16 protein-coding genes are annotated in these 15,949 nt (G+C 42.0%); 12 read left to right on the forward strand and 4 right to left on the reverse strand.

Annotated elements, in window-relative coordinates; genetic code table 11:
- Positions 1-4: 4 nt before the first annotated feature.
- From QUD85_RS02370 to ygfZ, 3 genes are all read right to left on the reverse strand, one after another.
- Positions 5-2,911, reverse strand: coding sequence for a TonB-dependent receptor (locus tag QUD85_RS02370; RefSeq protein ID WP_093330412.1), 2,907 nt, complete (start codon positions 2,909-2,911; stop codon positions 5-7).
- 456 nt (positions 2,912-3,367) lie between these two features.
- Complete coding sequence (locus QUD85_RS02375) at positions 3,368-3,877, reverse strand: FKBP-type peptidyl-prolyl cis-trans isomerase (protein ID WP_093330409.1); 510 nt, start codon at positions 3,875-3,877, stop codon at positions 3,368-3,370.
- Positions 3,878-3,889: 12 nt separating this feature from the next.
- Positions 3,890-4,858 carry a tRNA-modifying protein YgfZ gene (gene ygfZ, locus QUD85_RS02380; protein ID WP_093330406.1) on the reverse strand — a complete coding sequence of 323 codons (969 nt, stop codon included), beginning with the start codon at positions 4,856-4,858 and terminating at the stop codon, positions 3,890-3,892.
- A 133-nt stretch (positions 4,859-4,991) separates the two neighbouring features.
- On the opposite strand from ygfZ, the gene QUD85_RS02385 reads away from it, so the two are divergent.
- Positions 4,992-5,243, forward strand: coding sequence for an FAD assembly factor SdhE (locus tag QUD85_RS02385; protein WP_093330404.1), 252 nt, complete (start codon positions 4,992-4,994; stop codon positions 5,241-5,243).
- Positions 5,230-5,643 (forward strand): hypothetical protein, encoded by a 414-nt coding sequence (locus QUD85_RS02390; RefSeq protein ID WP_093330400.1) that lies wholly within the window; start codon positions 5,230-5,232, stop codon positions 5,641-5,643. The genes QUD85_RS02385 and QUD85_RS02390 overlap by 14 nt, the downstream gene beginning before the upstream one ends.
- Here the strand turns inward: QUD85_RS02390 and nadB are convergent.
- Positions 5,640-7,244, reverse strand: a complete 1,605-nt coding sequence (gene nadB / locus QUD85_RS02395) for an L-aspartate oxidase (RefSeq protein ID WP_093330397.1) — start codon at positions 7,242-7,244, stop codon at positions 5,640-5,642. The genes QUD85_RS02390 and nadB overlap by 4 nt on opposite strands.
- A gap of 246 nt (positions 7,245-7,490) precedes the next feature.
- Between nadB and rpoE the strand changes: the two genes are divergently transcribed.
- The 10 genes from rpoE (at position 7,491) to pdxJ (ending at position 15,949) form a co-directional block, all read left to right on the forward strand.
- Positions 7,491-8,069, forward strand: coding sequence for an RNA polymerase sigma factor RpoE (gene rpoE, locus QUD85_RS02400; protein WP_093330394.1), 579 nt, complete (start codon positions 7,491-7,493; stop codon positions 8,067-8,069).
- A 14-nt stretch (positions 8,070-8,083) separates the two neighbouring features.
- Positions 8,084-8,665: a sigma-E factor negative regulatory protein gene (locus QUD85_RS02405; RefSeq protein ID WP_093330392.1), complete on the forward strand. Its 582-nt coding sequence runs from the start codon at positions 8,084-8,086 to the stop codon at positions 8,663-8,665.
- Positions 8,662-9,609, forward strand: a complete 948-nt coding sequence (locus QUD85_RS02410) for a MucB/RseB C-terminal domain-containing protein (RefSeq protein ID WP_286219622.1) — start codon at positions 8,662-8,664, stop codon at positions 9,607-9,609. The genes QUD85_RS02405 and QUD85_RS02410 overlap by 4 nt, the downstream gene beginning before the upstream one ends.
- A 40-nt stretch (positions 9,610-9,649) precedes the next feature.
- Positions 9,650-10,135 carry a SoxR reducing system RseC family protein gene (locus QUD85_RS02415; RefSeq protein ID WP_093330389.1) on the forward strand — a complete coding sequence of 162 codons (486 nt, stop codon included), beginning with the start codon at positions 9,650-9,652 and terminating at the stop codon, positions 10,133-10,135.
- Between the two features lie 90 nt (positions 10,136-10,225).
- Positions 10,226-12,016 (forward strand): translation elongation factor 4, encoded by a 1,791-nt coding sequence (lepA, locus tag QUD85_RS02420; protein ID WP_093330386.1) that lies wholly within the window; start codon positions 10,226-10,228, stop codon positions 12,014-12,016.
- Positions 12,017-12,023: 7 nt separating this feature from the next.
- Positions 12,024-12,920: a signal peptidase I gene (lepB, locus tag QUD85_RS02425; RefSeq protein WP_093330383.1), complete on the forward strand. Its 897-nt coding sequence runs from the start codon at positions 12,024-12,026 to the stop codon at positions 12,918-12,920.
- Entirely contained in the window at positions 12,921-13,613 is a 693-nt protein-coding gene (rnc, locus tag QUD85_RS02430) for a ribonuclease III (protein WP_093330381.1), read from the forward strand.
- Complete coding sequence (gene era / locus QUD85_RS02435) at positions 13,603-14,514, forward strand: GTPase Era (protein WP_093330377.1); 912 nt, start codon at positions 13,603-13,605, stop codon at positions 14,512-14,514. The genes rnc and era overlap by 11 nt, the downstream gene beginning before the upstream one ends.
- A gap of 5 nt (positions 14,515-14,519) precedes the next feature.
- Positions 14,520-15,215 carry a DNA repair protein RecO gene (gene recO, locus QUD85_RS02440; protein ID WP_177168907.1) on the forward strand — a complete coding sequence of 232 codons (696 nt, stop codon included), beginning with the start codon at positions 14,520-14,522 and terminating at the stop codon, positions 15,213-15,215.
- Between the two features lie 2 nt (positions 15,216-15,217).
- Positions 15,218-15,949 carry a pyridoxine 5'-phosphate synthase gene (pdxJ, locus tag QUD85_RS02445; protein ID WP_093330371.1) on the forward strand — a complete coding sequence of 244 codons (732 nt, stop codon included), beginning with the start codon at positions 15,218-15,220 and terminating at the stop codon, positions 15,947-15,949.

Raw genomic sequence — 15,949 nt, forward strand, 5'->3', positions numbered from 1 at the left:
ATTCTTAGAACGAGTACGTCGCACCGAAGTAAAATTGGCGACCAAAGAATTGGGTTGTACCTGAAAATTCAGGTGTACCAAAGTAACTTTGGGTAGGTTCATCAGTTAAGTTATTCACCTGGAACAATAAACCAAGGTTGTCTGTTACGTTGTAAGACGCTTGGTAATCAACGATTAGTTCATCGTCAAAACGCAGACGTTGTTCATCGATGCCCCATTGTCTAGAAACAAAGCTGTCGCGGTAGCGGAAACTCAAACGCGTTTCAAAATCGCTATATTCATAAAACAGTGTCGCGGTTGCTAAGTTTTCAGAAAGACCTTCTAGAGGCTGATCTATAGTTGTACCTAACAAATCAGTTTCAAAGGCTACGTTACTTTGTGTGTATGAATAACTTACATAGATACCAAGGCCAGACCATAAATCAGGTAAGAAGGTAAACACTTGCGTTAGTGCAACTTCAGCACCTGTAATGTGGCCGCCATTTTCATTATTGAACGCCGTATAATAAGTACCTACAGGGTCAACTTCTGTTTCTACACCAGTAGTTTCATTAACGATTTTCTCCGGCACGTAAAATCCTGCCGCTTCAAAGTCGTAATTAAATAAGGTTTGATCCTGTAAAAATGATTCTACGTCTTTGTGGAATACAGCAAATACAAAGGCACCTTCTGTTTCAACAAAGTACTGCTCATAAGACAAATCATATTGATTTGCATAGAACGGACGAATAAATGGGTTATTGTTACTATTACCCGTTACTTCACCTTCGTCAGAAATCTGAATACTACGGTTAGACGCTAAACGGTTAATGTCAGGGCGTGACATGACTTTACCCGCTGCAAATCTAATTTGTGAGTTGTCAGTGATATGGAAGTTTAAGTTAAGAGACGGTAGGTAGTCTGTGTACTCAATACCTTCAACAGTATATTTGAAATTAGAATTTACTAATCCAACTTCATCCATAATGTTTTGAGCGCCAGCTTCAACTAATCCGCCTACATTCTCGTATGCAGTTGAAGATTGTTTTGTTTTTACCGCACGAACACCGATGTTACCAGTAATCGGTAAATCGAATAGTTCCATGTCTAGGTTAGCCATGATGTAAGCAGAAGCAACTTCTTCATAAACTTCACCACTTTGCAAAACTGACCAAGATGTCGAGTCGTCGATTTCGCCGTCTCTGTTTGCACCCCATGTTTGCACTGGCTGAGGAATATCATTACCAAACCAGGCATTAAGTGCTTTGTCTAAGTCAATCGCTAAGTAACTTGGGAAATAAGAAAACTCACCTTCCCAATCGACTACTTGTACCATGTCATCAGTTAGCTTGAGCGGTGGCTCTGAGCTAGAAAAGTTATTGTCTGCACCATATTGGTAGACAGAGCGGTCATTGCTGTACTCACGATCTGAGTAACGCATACCAAAAGCAACAGAAGATACGAATTCGTTATCTAATTCATATTCTAAATCTAAGCGAACAGCGCTTAATCTATCTGAATTTTCAAACGGGTAGATACCATACTTACTGACCATCACGCGATTGATATCAGTAAATGCATCAGCTTGACTAAAACCAATGTCAGGTAGGTCTGAACCATTTAATAAGTATGAAATAGAGACATTTGGATCAAGTACAGGTACATCTGCATTTGCATCTTCAGCGACTAAAGCCCAAAGTAAGCCGTTTCTAAAGTCACTTTCTGCAGAAGAATAGGTAAAATCTAAATTCGCATTTAAACGATCTGTTATTTGCCAATCTAAATTCAAGCCGTAGCTTTCAACGCTATCAAAATCTTGGTTGTCATCGTTGACGATTTCTACGCGAGTGTTGTTACCGGTACTCTTACGATTAATGGTACCGCCGATCATTGAATTACCAAGAATGGTAGGGTTAGCTATCGCGGCAGTTTCACCATCAAACTTAACACGGAAGCCACGAGCAAAAGATTCTGAATCAAATTTAGATACAAAGGCATCGGCACGCACAGTAAAGGTATCGTTTGGCTGCCACTCTAGTGCACCTACGTAACCATTGCGTGTTTCAACACCACCTAAATGTTGTAGTTCGAAACCTTCACTAATGTATTCTTCATTTGGCGCGTCAGCTGGACCATTAGTGTCATCTGGAAGCATGTCGACATCTGCTTGCGCGTTATAGGCAAAGCCGATGAATTGTGTTGCAACACTTGGTTGATACAAACGTGCGTAACCAACAGATACACCTAATGTATCTTCAAAGAATTTTCCTTGGTAAGAAAAGCTTAAACGATGGCCAAACTCTTCCGCATCAGCAACCTCACTTGCACGGTCGTTGTACATGCCACGCGCATTTAGATTAAAGGTGTGTTGCTTATCATTGTTAAGCGCACTTGCCGTTGTTAATTCAACAGTACCGGCTACGCCACCTTCGATAAGTGATGCTTTGGTTGATTTGTAAACGGCTGCTTGTGAAATAAGCTCAGAAGGGTATTGGTCGAATTCGATTGAACGGCTACCTGAAGTAGATACCTGCTCACGGCCATTCAAGGTTGATGATACAAAGCCACCACCTAAACCACGAATATTGATTTCTGCTGCTTGACCACCGGTTCTTACTGCCGCAACACCCGGTAAACGGGTAAGTGCGTCAGCCATAGACACATCTGGCAGACCACCAAGGTCATCTGCAGAAATTTGTTCTGAAACCGTGTCAGCAAAACGTTTTTGATTAAGTGACTTGATTAACGAGCTTTTAAAACCCGTGACTTCAATGACTTCTACTTCGTCATTAGCTGAATCACGGCTTTCTACTACGCTATCCTCATTGCTCGATGCTGGTGGCGTTTGTTCTTCTTGTGCAAAACTTGCAGTTGAGCACATCAAACAGCCGCTAGCGACTAAAGCGAGCGTAACTTTGTTTAACGAAAACATAAAGTTATCCCCAGATTTCTCGTGAAAGAAATTCTTATTATTAAAATGCTTTGTTGTTGTTTTTGTTGCTGGCTTAGATTGCCGCAATCACTACTATAAAAATTGCATACTTGTTCAACCATTGTTTGCATACGTATTCATTAATTGTGCAAAACCGTGATTTCGATGAATAAATCGAAGTAAGAGAAGAGAAAAAGCGCATGGTAATTATTCTAATCTAGTAACTTAAGCCCGTTGCAGCGGTGCTTAAACGATAGCTGTTTCAAAAAATACAACACTCGAAAGAACAGATATTTATGCAGGTTTATGCAAGTTATGAATACGTATGCATATATTTGGGGTCAGAACATGTTCTGACCCCAAATGGTAGAAATTTTACTAATTGGTGGTGATGAATGGCGGAGTTTAGGCATAAAAAAAGCACCTTTTAGGTGCTTTTTCATAGGGTTAAGTATGCTAGTCGCAACAACTTTCTTCGCTATTGCTATCACAACAGCTTTTCTTGCTATGCACGTGACCATGTTCCAACTCTTCTTTTGTTGCATCACGGACTTCGAGAATTTCAACGTCAAATTGCAGGTCGATACCGGCTAGAGGGTGGTTACCGTCAACGGTAATAGAGTCTTCTGAAACATCAACAACGATTACGGTTTGCTCACCTTCTTCAGTTGTTGCTCTTAATTGCGTGCCAACTTGTAGATCGTCAATGTCAGCAAACATTTCCTTCGGTACTGTTTGAACAAAACCATCGTGGCGCTCACCGTATGCTTCGTCTGCCTTAACTGCAACTTCAAAGGTATCGCCTGTTTGTTTGTCAACTAAAGCATTTTCTAGCCCTGGAATTAAAAAGCCAATGCCGTGAATAATTGACAATGGCTGATGATCGTAAGAGCTATCGATCAAGGTGCCTTCGCTGTCGGATACTGAGTAGTGCATTACGACGACTTTGTTTGGTGCTATTTTCATAAAATAATTGTCCTAATCTTCAAGGGAATAAGGTAAAGGATTAACTTCAACCGCGGCGTCTTTATCCTTTTCAAGACCGAGCACCGTTTGCTCATTGGTATCGTTAGCTAATACTGCTTGTATGTAAACATCGCCGTTGTCCGCTTGGTAAAGGTTAATGATATCACCAGCGCCACGCCAATTTTCGCCTACTTTTTTGATCAGTTTGTCGTCTATATCAACCAGTTGATCACTCTGTGTCGCCAAGGTATACATGGCTTTTTTGTTTCTACCTAAGTACTTCATGCGAGCGACTGTTTCTTGCCCTAGGTAACAGCCTTTCGTAAAGCTAATACCACCAATGGCTTGTACATTAAGCATTTGAGGCACGTATTTACTAATTGCGGGTTCGCTCATTACAGGCACGCCATCTAATATTTCGAGCATGTGCCAAACACTTTGACCATACAACGGAATGTCTGCATTTTCGAATAATTTTTGTAACTTATCTTTTCTACCAACGAGCACAAATCTTGGTATTGCGCCTTTGACGTAAACAATATTGAAATCGTCAAAGGTAATATTTTGATTTTGTGGGTTAGGTATATCGCCAAAAGCGGCCGTTAACCAATTGGCGGCATGCTCACCTGCAAGTGCAAAAATACCTAGCTCTTGCTCCAAGGTAATGTCAGTTTTTGCAAAAACACCAAATTTCTGTAGCTCTTTAAGTGACGCCCCGGCGACCGCAGAAGGCATTAATAACAAGTGTTTGTCTTTGTAATTGAACAATCTGAATAGACTAAACATTTTGCCTTTGGCATCACAATGGGCGCCAAAACTCACGCCATTTTCGGCCATGGCATCTACATCGCAGGTCACTTGGCCCTGCAGATATTTAGTTTTTTCTTCACCACTTAAGGTAATCGCATTTGTGCCAGATAAAGCGATTGCGAATACCTGCGGTAAGTCAGGTAACGACGGATTTTTTTGAGATAGCGTCATAGTCTCTGGATAAGCAATTTGTATCACTTAACTTTATATGGTCAATGATCAAAAAAACAAGTACAAAAGCATTAAAAATATCTAGCGCTTCTTGCTACAATAATCAGCACTATTTAGTTAAGGAGTCGTTAGCATGTCGCTAGCAAATAACAAGGCGAGGCTGCGCTGGGCATGTCGCCGCGGTATGTTGGAACTTGATGTACTTTTTATGCCATTTGTCGATGAGGCATATGATGATTTAAGTGAGGCCGATAAACTGACCTTTGAGCGATTGTTATCCTGCCAAGATCCTGAACTTTTTGCCTGGTTTATGGGACATGAGCAATGTGAGGATGCTGAACTTAATGCAATGGTTCAGTTTATCTTAGGTCGTGTCAAAGCATAATCTAGCGTTTGCCAACCCGTTAAAAGCTGTGTTGTATGCGCAGCTTCCTTTTGTTGGCTTTGCGCTGCTACTGTTTGCCTTTTTCTCGAGGGATGGTTTGATGATTACGGTGGCAACATTAAGTGCATTGCTGACTTCGTTGCTACTTAGCCTCTATTTGTATCAACACAGGTTATCCAATGTTTATGTCGATTTCACGATACCTTTGATAAGAGTGGAGGGTGTTGATTACACCTTGTCCACACGCTCTAAGCAAAGTTTTTTAGGTTTACATCTTATTTTAAATAACAATGAAAATGGTCGTACTCGTCGATATTTCGTCGCCAACAGCAGTAATAAGGGCCAACCCTACCGCACTTTAGCGCGCTTTATCGAGTTTACCAAAGAACAAGTAAATTAGCTGTTAGCGCTGTACTTTTCTGGTTTTAATACTGTGGGTGATGTTGTTTCGAGCATGTTTGGATAATCCAAGGTGTAGTGTAAGCCTCGGCTTTCTTTACGTTGCATCGCACATCGAATAATAAGCTCAGCTACTTGTACTAGATTTCTTAGTTCCAATAAATTATTACTGACTCTGAAATTACGATAATACTCATCGATTTCTTTTTGTAGCAATTCAACGCGGTTCATCGCCCTTTGCAATCTATTGTTGGTTCTCACGATGCCAACGTAATCCCACATAAATAGTCGCAACTCATGCCAATTGTGCTGAATAACCACTTCTTCGTCTGAATTAGTTACACGCGATTCATCCCACGCAGGCAACTTTAAATAACGATGCTTGCTATCTAAGGTTTGCTCTATTTCTAGGGCCGCAGCGCGAGCAAACACTAAGCATTCGAGTAATGAATTACTCGCCATGCGGTTAGCGCCATGGAGCCCGGTATAAGCGACTTCACCAATTGCGTATAGGTTTTTAGTGTCTGTTTGACTGTTCTTATCAACCATAACACCACCGCAGGTATAATGGGCTGCGGGTACGACCGGCATTGGGTTTTTGGTAATATCGATACCCAACTGTCGTGTTTTTTCATAAATGGTTGGAAAATGACTTTTAATAAATGCCGGCTCTTTATGACTAATATCTAGGTACATGCAATCTGCACCAAGTCGTTTCATTTCAAAGTCAATTGCACGAGCCACAATATCACGTGGCGCTAGTTCAGCACGCTCATCAAAATCGGGCATAAAGCGGCTACCATTAGGGCGGCGTAGAATAGCGCCTTCTCCTCGAAGCGCTTCCGTTAATAAAAACGTGCCGGCTTCAGGGTGATATAAACAAGTAGGGTGAAATTGATTAAACTCCATGTTGGCAACGCGACAACCAGCCCGCCAAGCCATCGCAATACCATCACCGCTTGCAACATCAGGATTTGACGTGTACTGGTAAACTTTACTCGCGCCGCCCGTTGCCAGCACAGTTTTTTGCGCATAAATACTTTCAACTTTTTCGGTATTGCGGTTCCATATGTAGGCGCCGATACAAGGTTTATCGCCGTCTGTTGCACGAATAAGGTCAACTGCATTGTAGCGCTCGAAAATACGAATGCGGCTATGACGCTTTACGCGCTCTACTAAGGTCGTTTGAATTTCTTGCCCAGTTGCATCAGCTGCGTGCAATATGCGCCTATGGCTATGGCCGCCTTCTCGAGTTAAATGGTATTTGTCGTTGCCGTTCTCGTCTTTTTCTTTATCAAAATCGACGCCTTGACCAATGAGCCAATTGAGGCACTCTTTAGCATTTTCAGCTGTATAGCGCACTGCGTCTTCTTCACAAAGTCCGGCACCTGCTATTAATGTGTCTTGTACATGAGAATCAACGGTGTCGTTTTCGTCAAATACCGCTGCGATACCGCCTTGCGCATAATAGGTTGAACCAGCATTAATACGACTTTTACTTAAAATAACGACGTCGGCATGCTGAGCTAAGTGCAAAGCCAAACTAAGTCCGGCGGCGCCACTACCAATAATCAGCACGTCGCAATTATGTTGAAGATTCATAAACGGGTTATTTTCATGTACTCTATGGATATTTCTGGTATCAATTCTATCCTTAATTACTGACACGATACAGCTTTATTGGTGGGCGAAAGCTTTTTTTTAAATTTTTAACACCACGATGCGAACTTTTTTCGGTTAGCAAAGTCCTACTTATGCGCAATAAATTTAACAGCGCAAAATGTTTGCGATAGAGCCGGTTTTGGTTAATTGACGATACCATGTAGTTTGTAAGGAGATAAGGCTCGAATGAGCGAACAAAACATCGACCAACAGTTGGTTGAGCGAGTACAGCAGGGCGACAAAGCTGCCTTTAATTTATTGGTAACCAAGTATCAAAGCAAAGTTGCTAATTTAGTGTCTCGTTATGTTAAGAATCAAGCCGATGTGGCAGATATAGTGCAGGAAGCCTTTATAAAAGCCTATCGAGCGTTGGCTAATTTTAGGGGCGAAAGCGCTTTCTATACTTGGCTATATCGCATTGCTGTGAATACAGCAAAGAATCACTTAGTTGCTAGTGGTCGGAAACCTCCAGGAAGCGACATAGAGATTGAAGATGCGGAAATTTATGATAGCGGAGAAGCATTAAGAGAAAATGCCTCTCCAGAGCAATTGATGTTAACGCAAGAGATTAAACAGGTGGTTTTTAACACCATTGAGCAACTGCCTGAGGATCTGCGAACCGCAATTAATTTGCGAGAACTTGAAGGACTAAGCTACGAAGAGATTGCCACCATCATGGAATGTCCAGTTGGGACGGTAAGATCGCGTATATTTAGAGCGCGTGAAGCAATAGATAAAAAACTGAAACCATTACTTCAGCGCTAATTTTAAGGTGTATTATGACTGATAATAATTTGCAGACCCTATCTGCTGCCATTGATAACGAAGCTGACAAGCGTGTTATCAAACAAATTGCTAAAGACGAGGATATGTCTCAGGCATGGAGTAGATACCATCTGATTGGAGATGTGATGCGTGACGAAGTTCCCGCCTCGTTTGACCCATCCATTGCCGATGCAATAGCACAGCAAATCGATCAGGAACCAACGGTATTAGCACCAAAACCTCGCTCACAAGTGGTTGAGACGATAAAAGCTAATGTGGTGAAGTTTGTCAAACCTGCAGGTCAAATGGCAATTGCAGCATCGGCTGCTGCGATGATGGTGATTACGGTGCAAAATACAGGTCAGCAAGATCCTGTTACGCCAAGTCCTGTGGTTCAAACTAATGGAGCGTTAGGTTTTGCCGCGCCAGTGAGTTTGAATACAGTATCACCAACAAGAACAACAACACAGCAAGAGTTAATTCAACATCAGCGTCGTTTCCACGCATTGTTAGCTGATCACCAGCAACAAACTAAGTTGTACAATCCTCAAGCTGAAAAAGTTAACAAAACGTCGCAAGAAGACAATAATCAATGATAAAAAGATTTTTCATGTGTTTGCTGGTCATTTCACTACCAGCTACCGCAACGGAAGCACCTAAAAGTGCGGAACAATTGCTTTCTCAACTAGCAAACACATTAAAAAATACTAACTTCACTACGTCATTTGTAGTTGTTAAAAACAATCACGCTGATCCGTACCATTGGTTTCATGGAGTAGGCGAAAACGGCGACCAATTATCCATTGTATCTTTGCTTAATGGCCCAAGGCGCGATATTTTAAGACGCGGCGATACCGTAAGTTACGTTGAGCCAGAATTTGCTCCATATTCGATCGAGGCCAAGCACATCAGTAGCCCGATTCCGAGTATATTGTCAGGCGATATTTTAAGCTTAAATGATAGCTATAACTTTGTTTTAGTAGGTAAAAATCGAGTGTTGGGTAGACCTGCACAGTTGATTCGACTGGTTTCAAAAGACCCGCACAAATATGGCCACTGGTTGTGGCTAGATCAGCAAACATCCTTTCCTTTAAAAATAGCCATTGCCAATAAGAAGGGGCAATTGTTAGAACAAATTCAATTTACGCACTTGGACGTATCTTCGAATCTTTCTGAGCAGTTACTACAATTGTCACAAGCCGAACTACCACCAGTGGTAGAGTCTCCAGCTGAAAACGACAATGTGCAGCTAAAATGGCGCCTAAGCTGGTTACCGGTGGGCTTTGAATCTATTGCCACCAACCGCCATCGAATGTCGATGACCAAGCAACCTGTTGAGTATCGTTTGTTTAGCGATGGCCTTGTCGACTTTTCTGTCTATGTTGGCCCGTCTAATGACAGTGCGAGGGAACAATCGTATGTGTTAGATGGTGCTACTGTGGTATTGAATCAGGTAGTCAACGGTATAGAAGTGAGTCTAGTGGGCAAAGTGCCGGTAGAAACGGCTAAAGCCATAGTGGCTGGCGTTGTTGTCGACTAAACTTAAGCTATCGTCATTCAACTTTTAATTACACTGAACTATGAGTGAAACTTTTGTCGAAGAAGTCGCAACTGTTGTGTCTGTACAAGGTAAACAGGTCACAGTCACTAGCGAAGTTAAATCTACATGTAGTAGCTGCCAACACAACGAAAGTTGTGGCAGCGGTATAGTGGCTAAAGCGATTCCTCACAAGCAATTATCTGCTACCATCGACAGCAATTTGTCGCTTGAATTAGGCGATAAAGTGGTTATCGCGATACCGGCAACATGCCTGTTGCAAAGTGCATGGGTAACTTATTTTTTCCCACTCATAGGGATTATGCTGTTCGGCGTTATGGCACAAAGTGCGCTAGAAAAAGGCGTTTTTGAACAAGAGATAGTTGCCATTGTATTGTCAATATTTGGCGGATACTTAGGCTTTGTACTTGCCAAAATATGGCACGCAAAAAGCGCAACATCACAAATCCTCACACCAAAAATTCTCAGAAAAGTACCAGAAAACATAATCGTGACAAAAATTGATTAGGTTGAAACACGGTAATGCTAGCTCAATTGCTTGAAATTCGATAAAATCCGCCCATTATTTTCGTTGTTTCTTTAATGTAAGTTTTCTTTTATGAAAAATATTCGCAATTTCTCGATCATTGCCCATATAGACCACGGTAAATCTACCTTGTCGGATCGACTCATCCAATTTTGTGGCGGCTTAAGCGATCGCGAAATGGAAGCGCAAGTTTTAGACAATATGGATCTAGAGCGCGAGCGTGGTATTACCATTAAGGCACAAAGTGTGACCTTAGACTACAAAGCTAAAGACGGCGAAACATATCAGTTAAACTTTATCGATACACCGGGTCACGTAGATTTTTCATATGAGGTTTCTCGCTCTTTGGCTTCGTGCGAAGGCGCATTGCTTGTCGTTGATGCTGGCCAAGGCGTAGAGGCACAAACCGTAGCGAACTGTTACACCGCGATTGAAATGGACTTGGAAGTTCTACCTATTCTAAACAAGATTGATTTGCCGCAGGCTGATCCTGATCGCGTCAGTGAAGAAATTGAAGATATCATTGGTATCGATGCAACGGGCGCAGTTGCGTGTTCTGCGAAAACAGGCATTGGTATTGAAGATGTACTTGAAACAATCGTAGAAAATATTCCGGCACCAGAAGGTGATCCAGACGCTAACTTACAAGCGCTAATCATTGACTCGTGGTTTGATAACTATCAAGGGGTTGTATCACTTGTTCGTGTGATGAATGGTGAAGTTAAAGCGGGCGATAAGATGGTTGTTATGTCGACAGGACAAACGCACATCATTGATAAAGTCGGTATATTTACGCCAAAACAGACAGAAACCGGTATTTTGAGAACCGGTGAGGTTGGTTTTGTTATCGCAGGTATCAAAGAAATTCATGGTGCTCCGGTAGGTGATACATTAACCATTGCTAAGAAAGAAGCGGCCGCGCCATTACCGGGCTTTAAGAAAGTTCAACCGCAAGTCTATGCAGGTATTTTCCCAATTTCTTCAGACGACTATGAGAACTTCCGTGACGCGCTAAATAAACTTAGCTTGAATGATGCGTCATTATTCTTTGAACCTGAAAATTCTTCTGCACTTGGATTCGGTTTCCGTGTTGGCTTCTTAGGAATGCTGCACATGGAGATTATTCAAGAGCGTTTAGCACGTGAATATGACCTTGATTTAATTACCACAGCACCAACGGTAAATTATGAAGTTGTTACTACTGCAAATGATGTGTTATCGATTGATAATCCAACGGATTTACCGCCTGTAAATGAAATTGCCGAGATTCGCGAACCTATCGTCGAAGCAAATATTTTAGTTCCTCAGGAACATTTAGGTAATGTTATTACTCTATGTATAGAGAAGCGTGGCGTACAAAAAGATTTGGTGTACCACGGTAATCAAGTGGCACTGAAGTACGAACTACCGATGGCGGAAGTGGTAATGGACTTCTTTGATAAGTTGAAATCGACTAGTCGTGGTTATGCTTCGTTGGATTATAGCTTTGTACGCTTCGAACCTTCAGATATGGTACGAGTAGATGTGATGATTAATGGCGACCGCGTTGATGCGCTTGCGATGATTACGCATAGAAGTAACTCAGTGCCGCGCGGCCGTGATTTGGTTGATAAGTTAAGAGAACTAATTCACCGTCAAATGTTTGATATTGCAATACAAGCGGCAATTGGCAACAGCATTATTGCTCGTTCTACGGTTAAACAACTGCGTAAGAACGTAACAGCGAAATGTTACGGTGGTGACGTTAGTCGTAAGAAGAAACTATTGCAGAAGCAAAAAGAAGGTAAAAAACGTATGAAGCAACTAGGTAATGTTGAAGTACCTCAAGAAGCGTTTTTAGCCGTGCTTAAATTGGAGAAATAGCAATAAAATGGCGGTTTATTTTTCAATATTTTTAGTGGTAACCAGTATTGTAACCGGTATTGTTTGGTTAGCAGACAAGTTCTATTGGGCACCACAAAGGCAATTAAAGCTTGAAGCAGCACAGGCACAGTGTGCAACGGATTTGTCAGATGAAGTAACGGAGAAAATTGTTACGCCTAATGCATTTGTTGATAATGCCGTTCAGATATTTCCGATCATTGCGTTAATCACCGTACTGCGTTCATTCTTGTATGAACCATTTCAAATCCCTTCGGGCTCAATGATGCCAACGCTACTTGATGGCGACTTTATCTTGGTGAACAAGTACAACTATGGTTTAAAAGATCCTATAGCACGTAATAAATTTGTCGATATCGGACTACCTGAGCGTGGTGATATTGTTGTGTTTAAGTTTCCTGAAGAGCCAAACGTTGACTATATTAAAAGAGTGTTAGGTGAGCCTGGCGACAAATTAGTGTACCGCAACAAGTCGTTTTGGGTTAAGCCAGCGTGTGATAGTACACAAACATCGTGCCCTGGCTATGAGCAACTAACGCAAGACTATGTCGGCGTTAGTGAATATGACGATGGTAGTGGACAATTGCGCGAATATACCGTCAATTGGGGCGATAAAACGACAAGCTTGTTAATCGACCATTCTCAGCTTCAACGTGTCGATGGTAATTTTGAATATGCTGTACCTGCAGGCCACTATTTAATGGTGGGTGACAACCGTGATAATAGTTATGACGGTCGCTTTTGGGGCTATGTGCCAGAGCAACTAATTGTTGGAGAAGCAGTGGCTATTTGGATGAGCTTTGAATTTGAGCGAACAGAAGATAGTTGGCTTCCAACGTGGATACCGACAGGTATTCGCTTTGATCGAATAGGCGGAATCGAATAATTGAATAAGTCACAACACGATTTATCAACATTATACAAAAAGCTTGGCTACGAGTTTCGTAACCAAGCTTTATTGATTCAGGCACTGACACATCGCAGCGCCAAAGGTAATCATAACGAGCGCTTGGAATTTTTGGGTGATTCTATTCTAGGATTTGCAATCGCTAAACAACTGTATGCGCAGTTCCCTAAAGTTGCTGAAGGTGACTTAACTCGCATGCGTTCGACATTAGTGCGTGGTGTAACGCTCGCTGAATTAGGCAAAGCATGGGGGCTAGGTGAGTATCTTATTCTAGGGCCTGGCGAATTAAAAAGTGGTGGTCGCAGGCGTGAATCAACCCTTGAAGATGCAGTAGAAGCTATTGTTGGCGCCATTTTTTTGGACAGTGACAGTATCGAAACCACAACTGAAATCGTGTTAACTTGGTTTGAACAACGACTTGCCAATATAAAGCCAGGACAAAGCCAAAAAGATCCAAAGACACAACTTCAGGAATACCTACAAGGTCGAAAAATCGCGTTGCCATGCTATGAAGTAATCAAGGTGACGGGACAAGCTCACAACCAAGAGTTTACGATCAAAGGGACGACCGAAGTGCTTGACGAAGAAGTCATTACCAAAGGGTCTAGCCGCAGAAAAGCTGAACAGGCGGCTGCAAAGATTATTTTAGAGCGTATTACCCATGACAAATAACACAACACGCTGTGGCCTAATTGCCATAGTGGGCAGACCTAATGTCGGCAAATCAACCTTGTTAAATGCTTTGCTTGGGCAAAAGGTGAGTATTACCTCACGTAAGCCACAAACCACTCGTCATCGTATTTTAGGCATATTAACCGAAGAGTCCAATCAAGCGATTTTAGTTGATACTCCAGGCTTACATACGGAAGAAAAACGCGCTATCAATCGCCTTATGAATCGCGCAGCATCAAGCTCGATAGCAGAAGTTGAACTGATAGTGTTTCTTGTTGAAGGTACACATTGGACACAAGACGATGAACTGGTGCTACAAAAAGTTAAGCAAAGCGGCGCTCCTTGTATTTTGGTGGTCAATAAAGTCGATAATGTTGAAGACAAAGAAGCCTTGTTGCCTCATCTACAAAAACTAGGAGAGATGCATAGCTTTGAAACTATAGTGCCGGTATCAGCTCTTAAAGGTGATAACGTCGACACCATAAAACAGATGTGCTTTGACGCTTTGCCTGAAGGCGATTTTTGGTTTCCAGAAGACTACATTACTGATCGCTCTAGCCGTTTTATGGCCTCTGAAATCATGCGTGAAAAACTCATGCGTTTTACCGGTGACGAATTACCTTACTCTACCACCGTAGAAATTGAGCAGTTTAAACAAGATGAATATGGCACTTTGCATATAAACGCACTTGTTTTAGTTGAACGCAATAGTCAAAAGCGAATGATCATTGGTAACAAAGGTGAAAAGCTAAAAACAATAGGTCAAGAAGCACGTCGTGACATGCAAAATCTGTTTGGTCAGAAAGTCTTTTTAGAAACTTGGGTTAAAGTAAAATCTGGATGGGCAGACGATGAAAGAGCGCTGCGCAGCCTAGGTTATGGCGACGACTATTCAGGTTAATGACGATGGCGGTGTTAGCTCCTCAACTTGCTTATGTGCTTCATAGCCGCCCTTATAAAGAGAATCAGTACCTATTAACCTTGCTCACTGCCAATGACGGCAAAGTAGGTGCCGTTATTTCTATAGGTACCAGCAAAACTTCAGCGTACAAAAAAGCCTTAATTCAACCTTTCACGCAAATAAACGTTACCTTGAAAGGAGGCCATGGTCTGCAACGTGTTACACACATTGAAGGCCAAGTATCATCAAAGCTACTGCGTGGTAACTTTTTGTATAGCGGCTTTTATATCAACGAACTACTAACAAAATTGATGCCAGAGTTCGTGCCTTGTGAGTTATTGTTTGAGCGTTATGTAACAGCCATCGAAAACCTAGACCAACAAGCACCATTAGAACCTAACTTACGACAGTTCGAATTGCTGCTATTTGCCGAACTAGGGCAAGGATTAGATTTTACCTTTGCCTTATCGAACCCTGAGCTAAATTATTCCTTTGACCTAGAAAAAGGCTTTCGAGCCAGTGAATCAGGTAAGGAACACCTAATTATTCCAGGATATATACTTGCCGAAATAGCGCAGCAAACGGTATTATCTGCGCAGGCATTAAATGCGTTAAAAAACATTAATCGAACGGTTATCAATGACTTGTTACATGGTAAGCCATTAAACAGTCGTAAATTATTTTCCCAAGCGAGAAGTTAGGCATGAATGATATTTTACTAGGTGTAAATGTTGATCATATTGCAACATTACGACAAGCCAGAGGCGTCAATTACCCTGATCCAGCACATGCAGCTGCGGTAGCTGAACATGCTGGCGCCGATGGTATCACGATCCATTTAAGAGAAGACAGACGTCATATCCAAGACCGCGATGTTTACGTTATGAAGGAAACGTTGCAAACGCGCATGAATTTGGAAATGGCGGTTACCGAAGAAATGTTAAATATAGCGTTAGAGGTAGAACCTGTTTTCGTTTGTTTAGTGCCAGAAAAGCGTGAAGAATTAACGACAGAAGGTGGCTTAGATGTTGCCGGACAACTTGATAAAATTACCGATGCCGTAGCGCGCCTTTCACAAAAACATATCCAAACAAGTTTATTTATTGACGCTGATCCTGCTCAAATCGATGCGGCAGTTGCTTCGGGCGCGCCCTACATCGAGATTCATACCGGGCATTATGCCGACGCAGAAAGCGAAGAAGAGCAGCTAAAAGAATTAGCGCGTATCGAAAAGGGTATTAAATATGCCCATCAAAAAGGGCTGAAAGTGAACGCGGGTCACGGATTAACCTACCATAATGTTAAACCGATCGCTGCCATCCCAGAGCTTATAGAGCTCAACATTGGCCACGCCATTATTGCACGCGCTGCCATTGATGGATTAGAGAAAGCCGTCAGAGATATGAAACGTTTAATGCTAGAGGCGAGGGCTTAA

The organism is Thalassotalea agarivorans, from assembly GCF_030295955.1.
In the GTDB taxonomy this organism is placed as follows: Bacteria; Pseudomonadota; Gammaproteobacteria; order Enterobacterales; family Alteromonadaceae; genus Thalassotalea_D; species Thalassotalea_D agarivorans.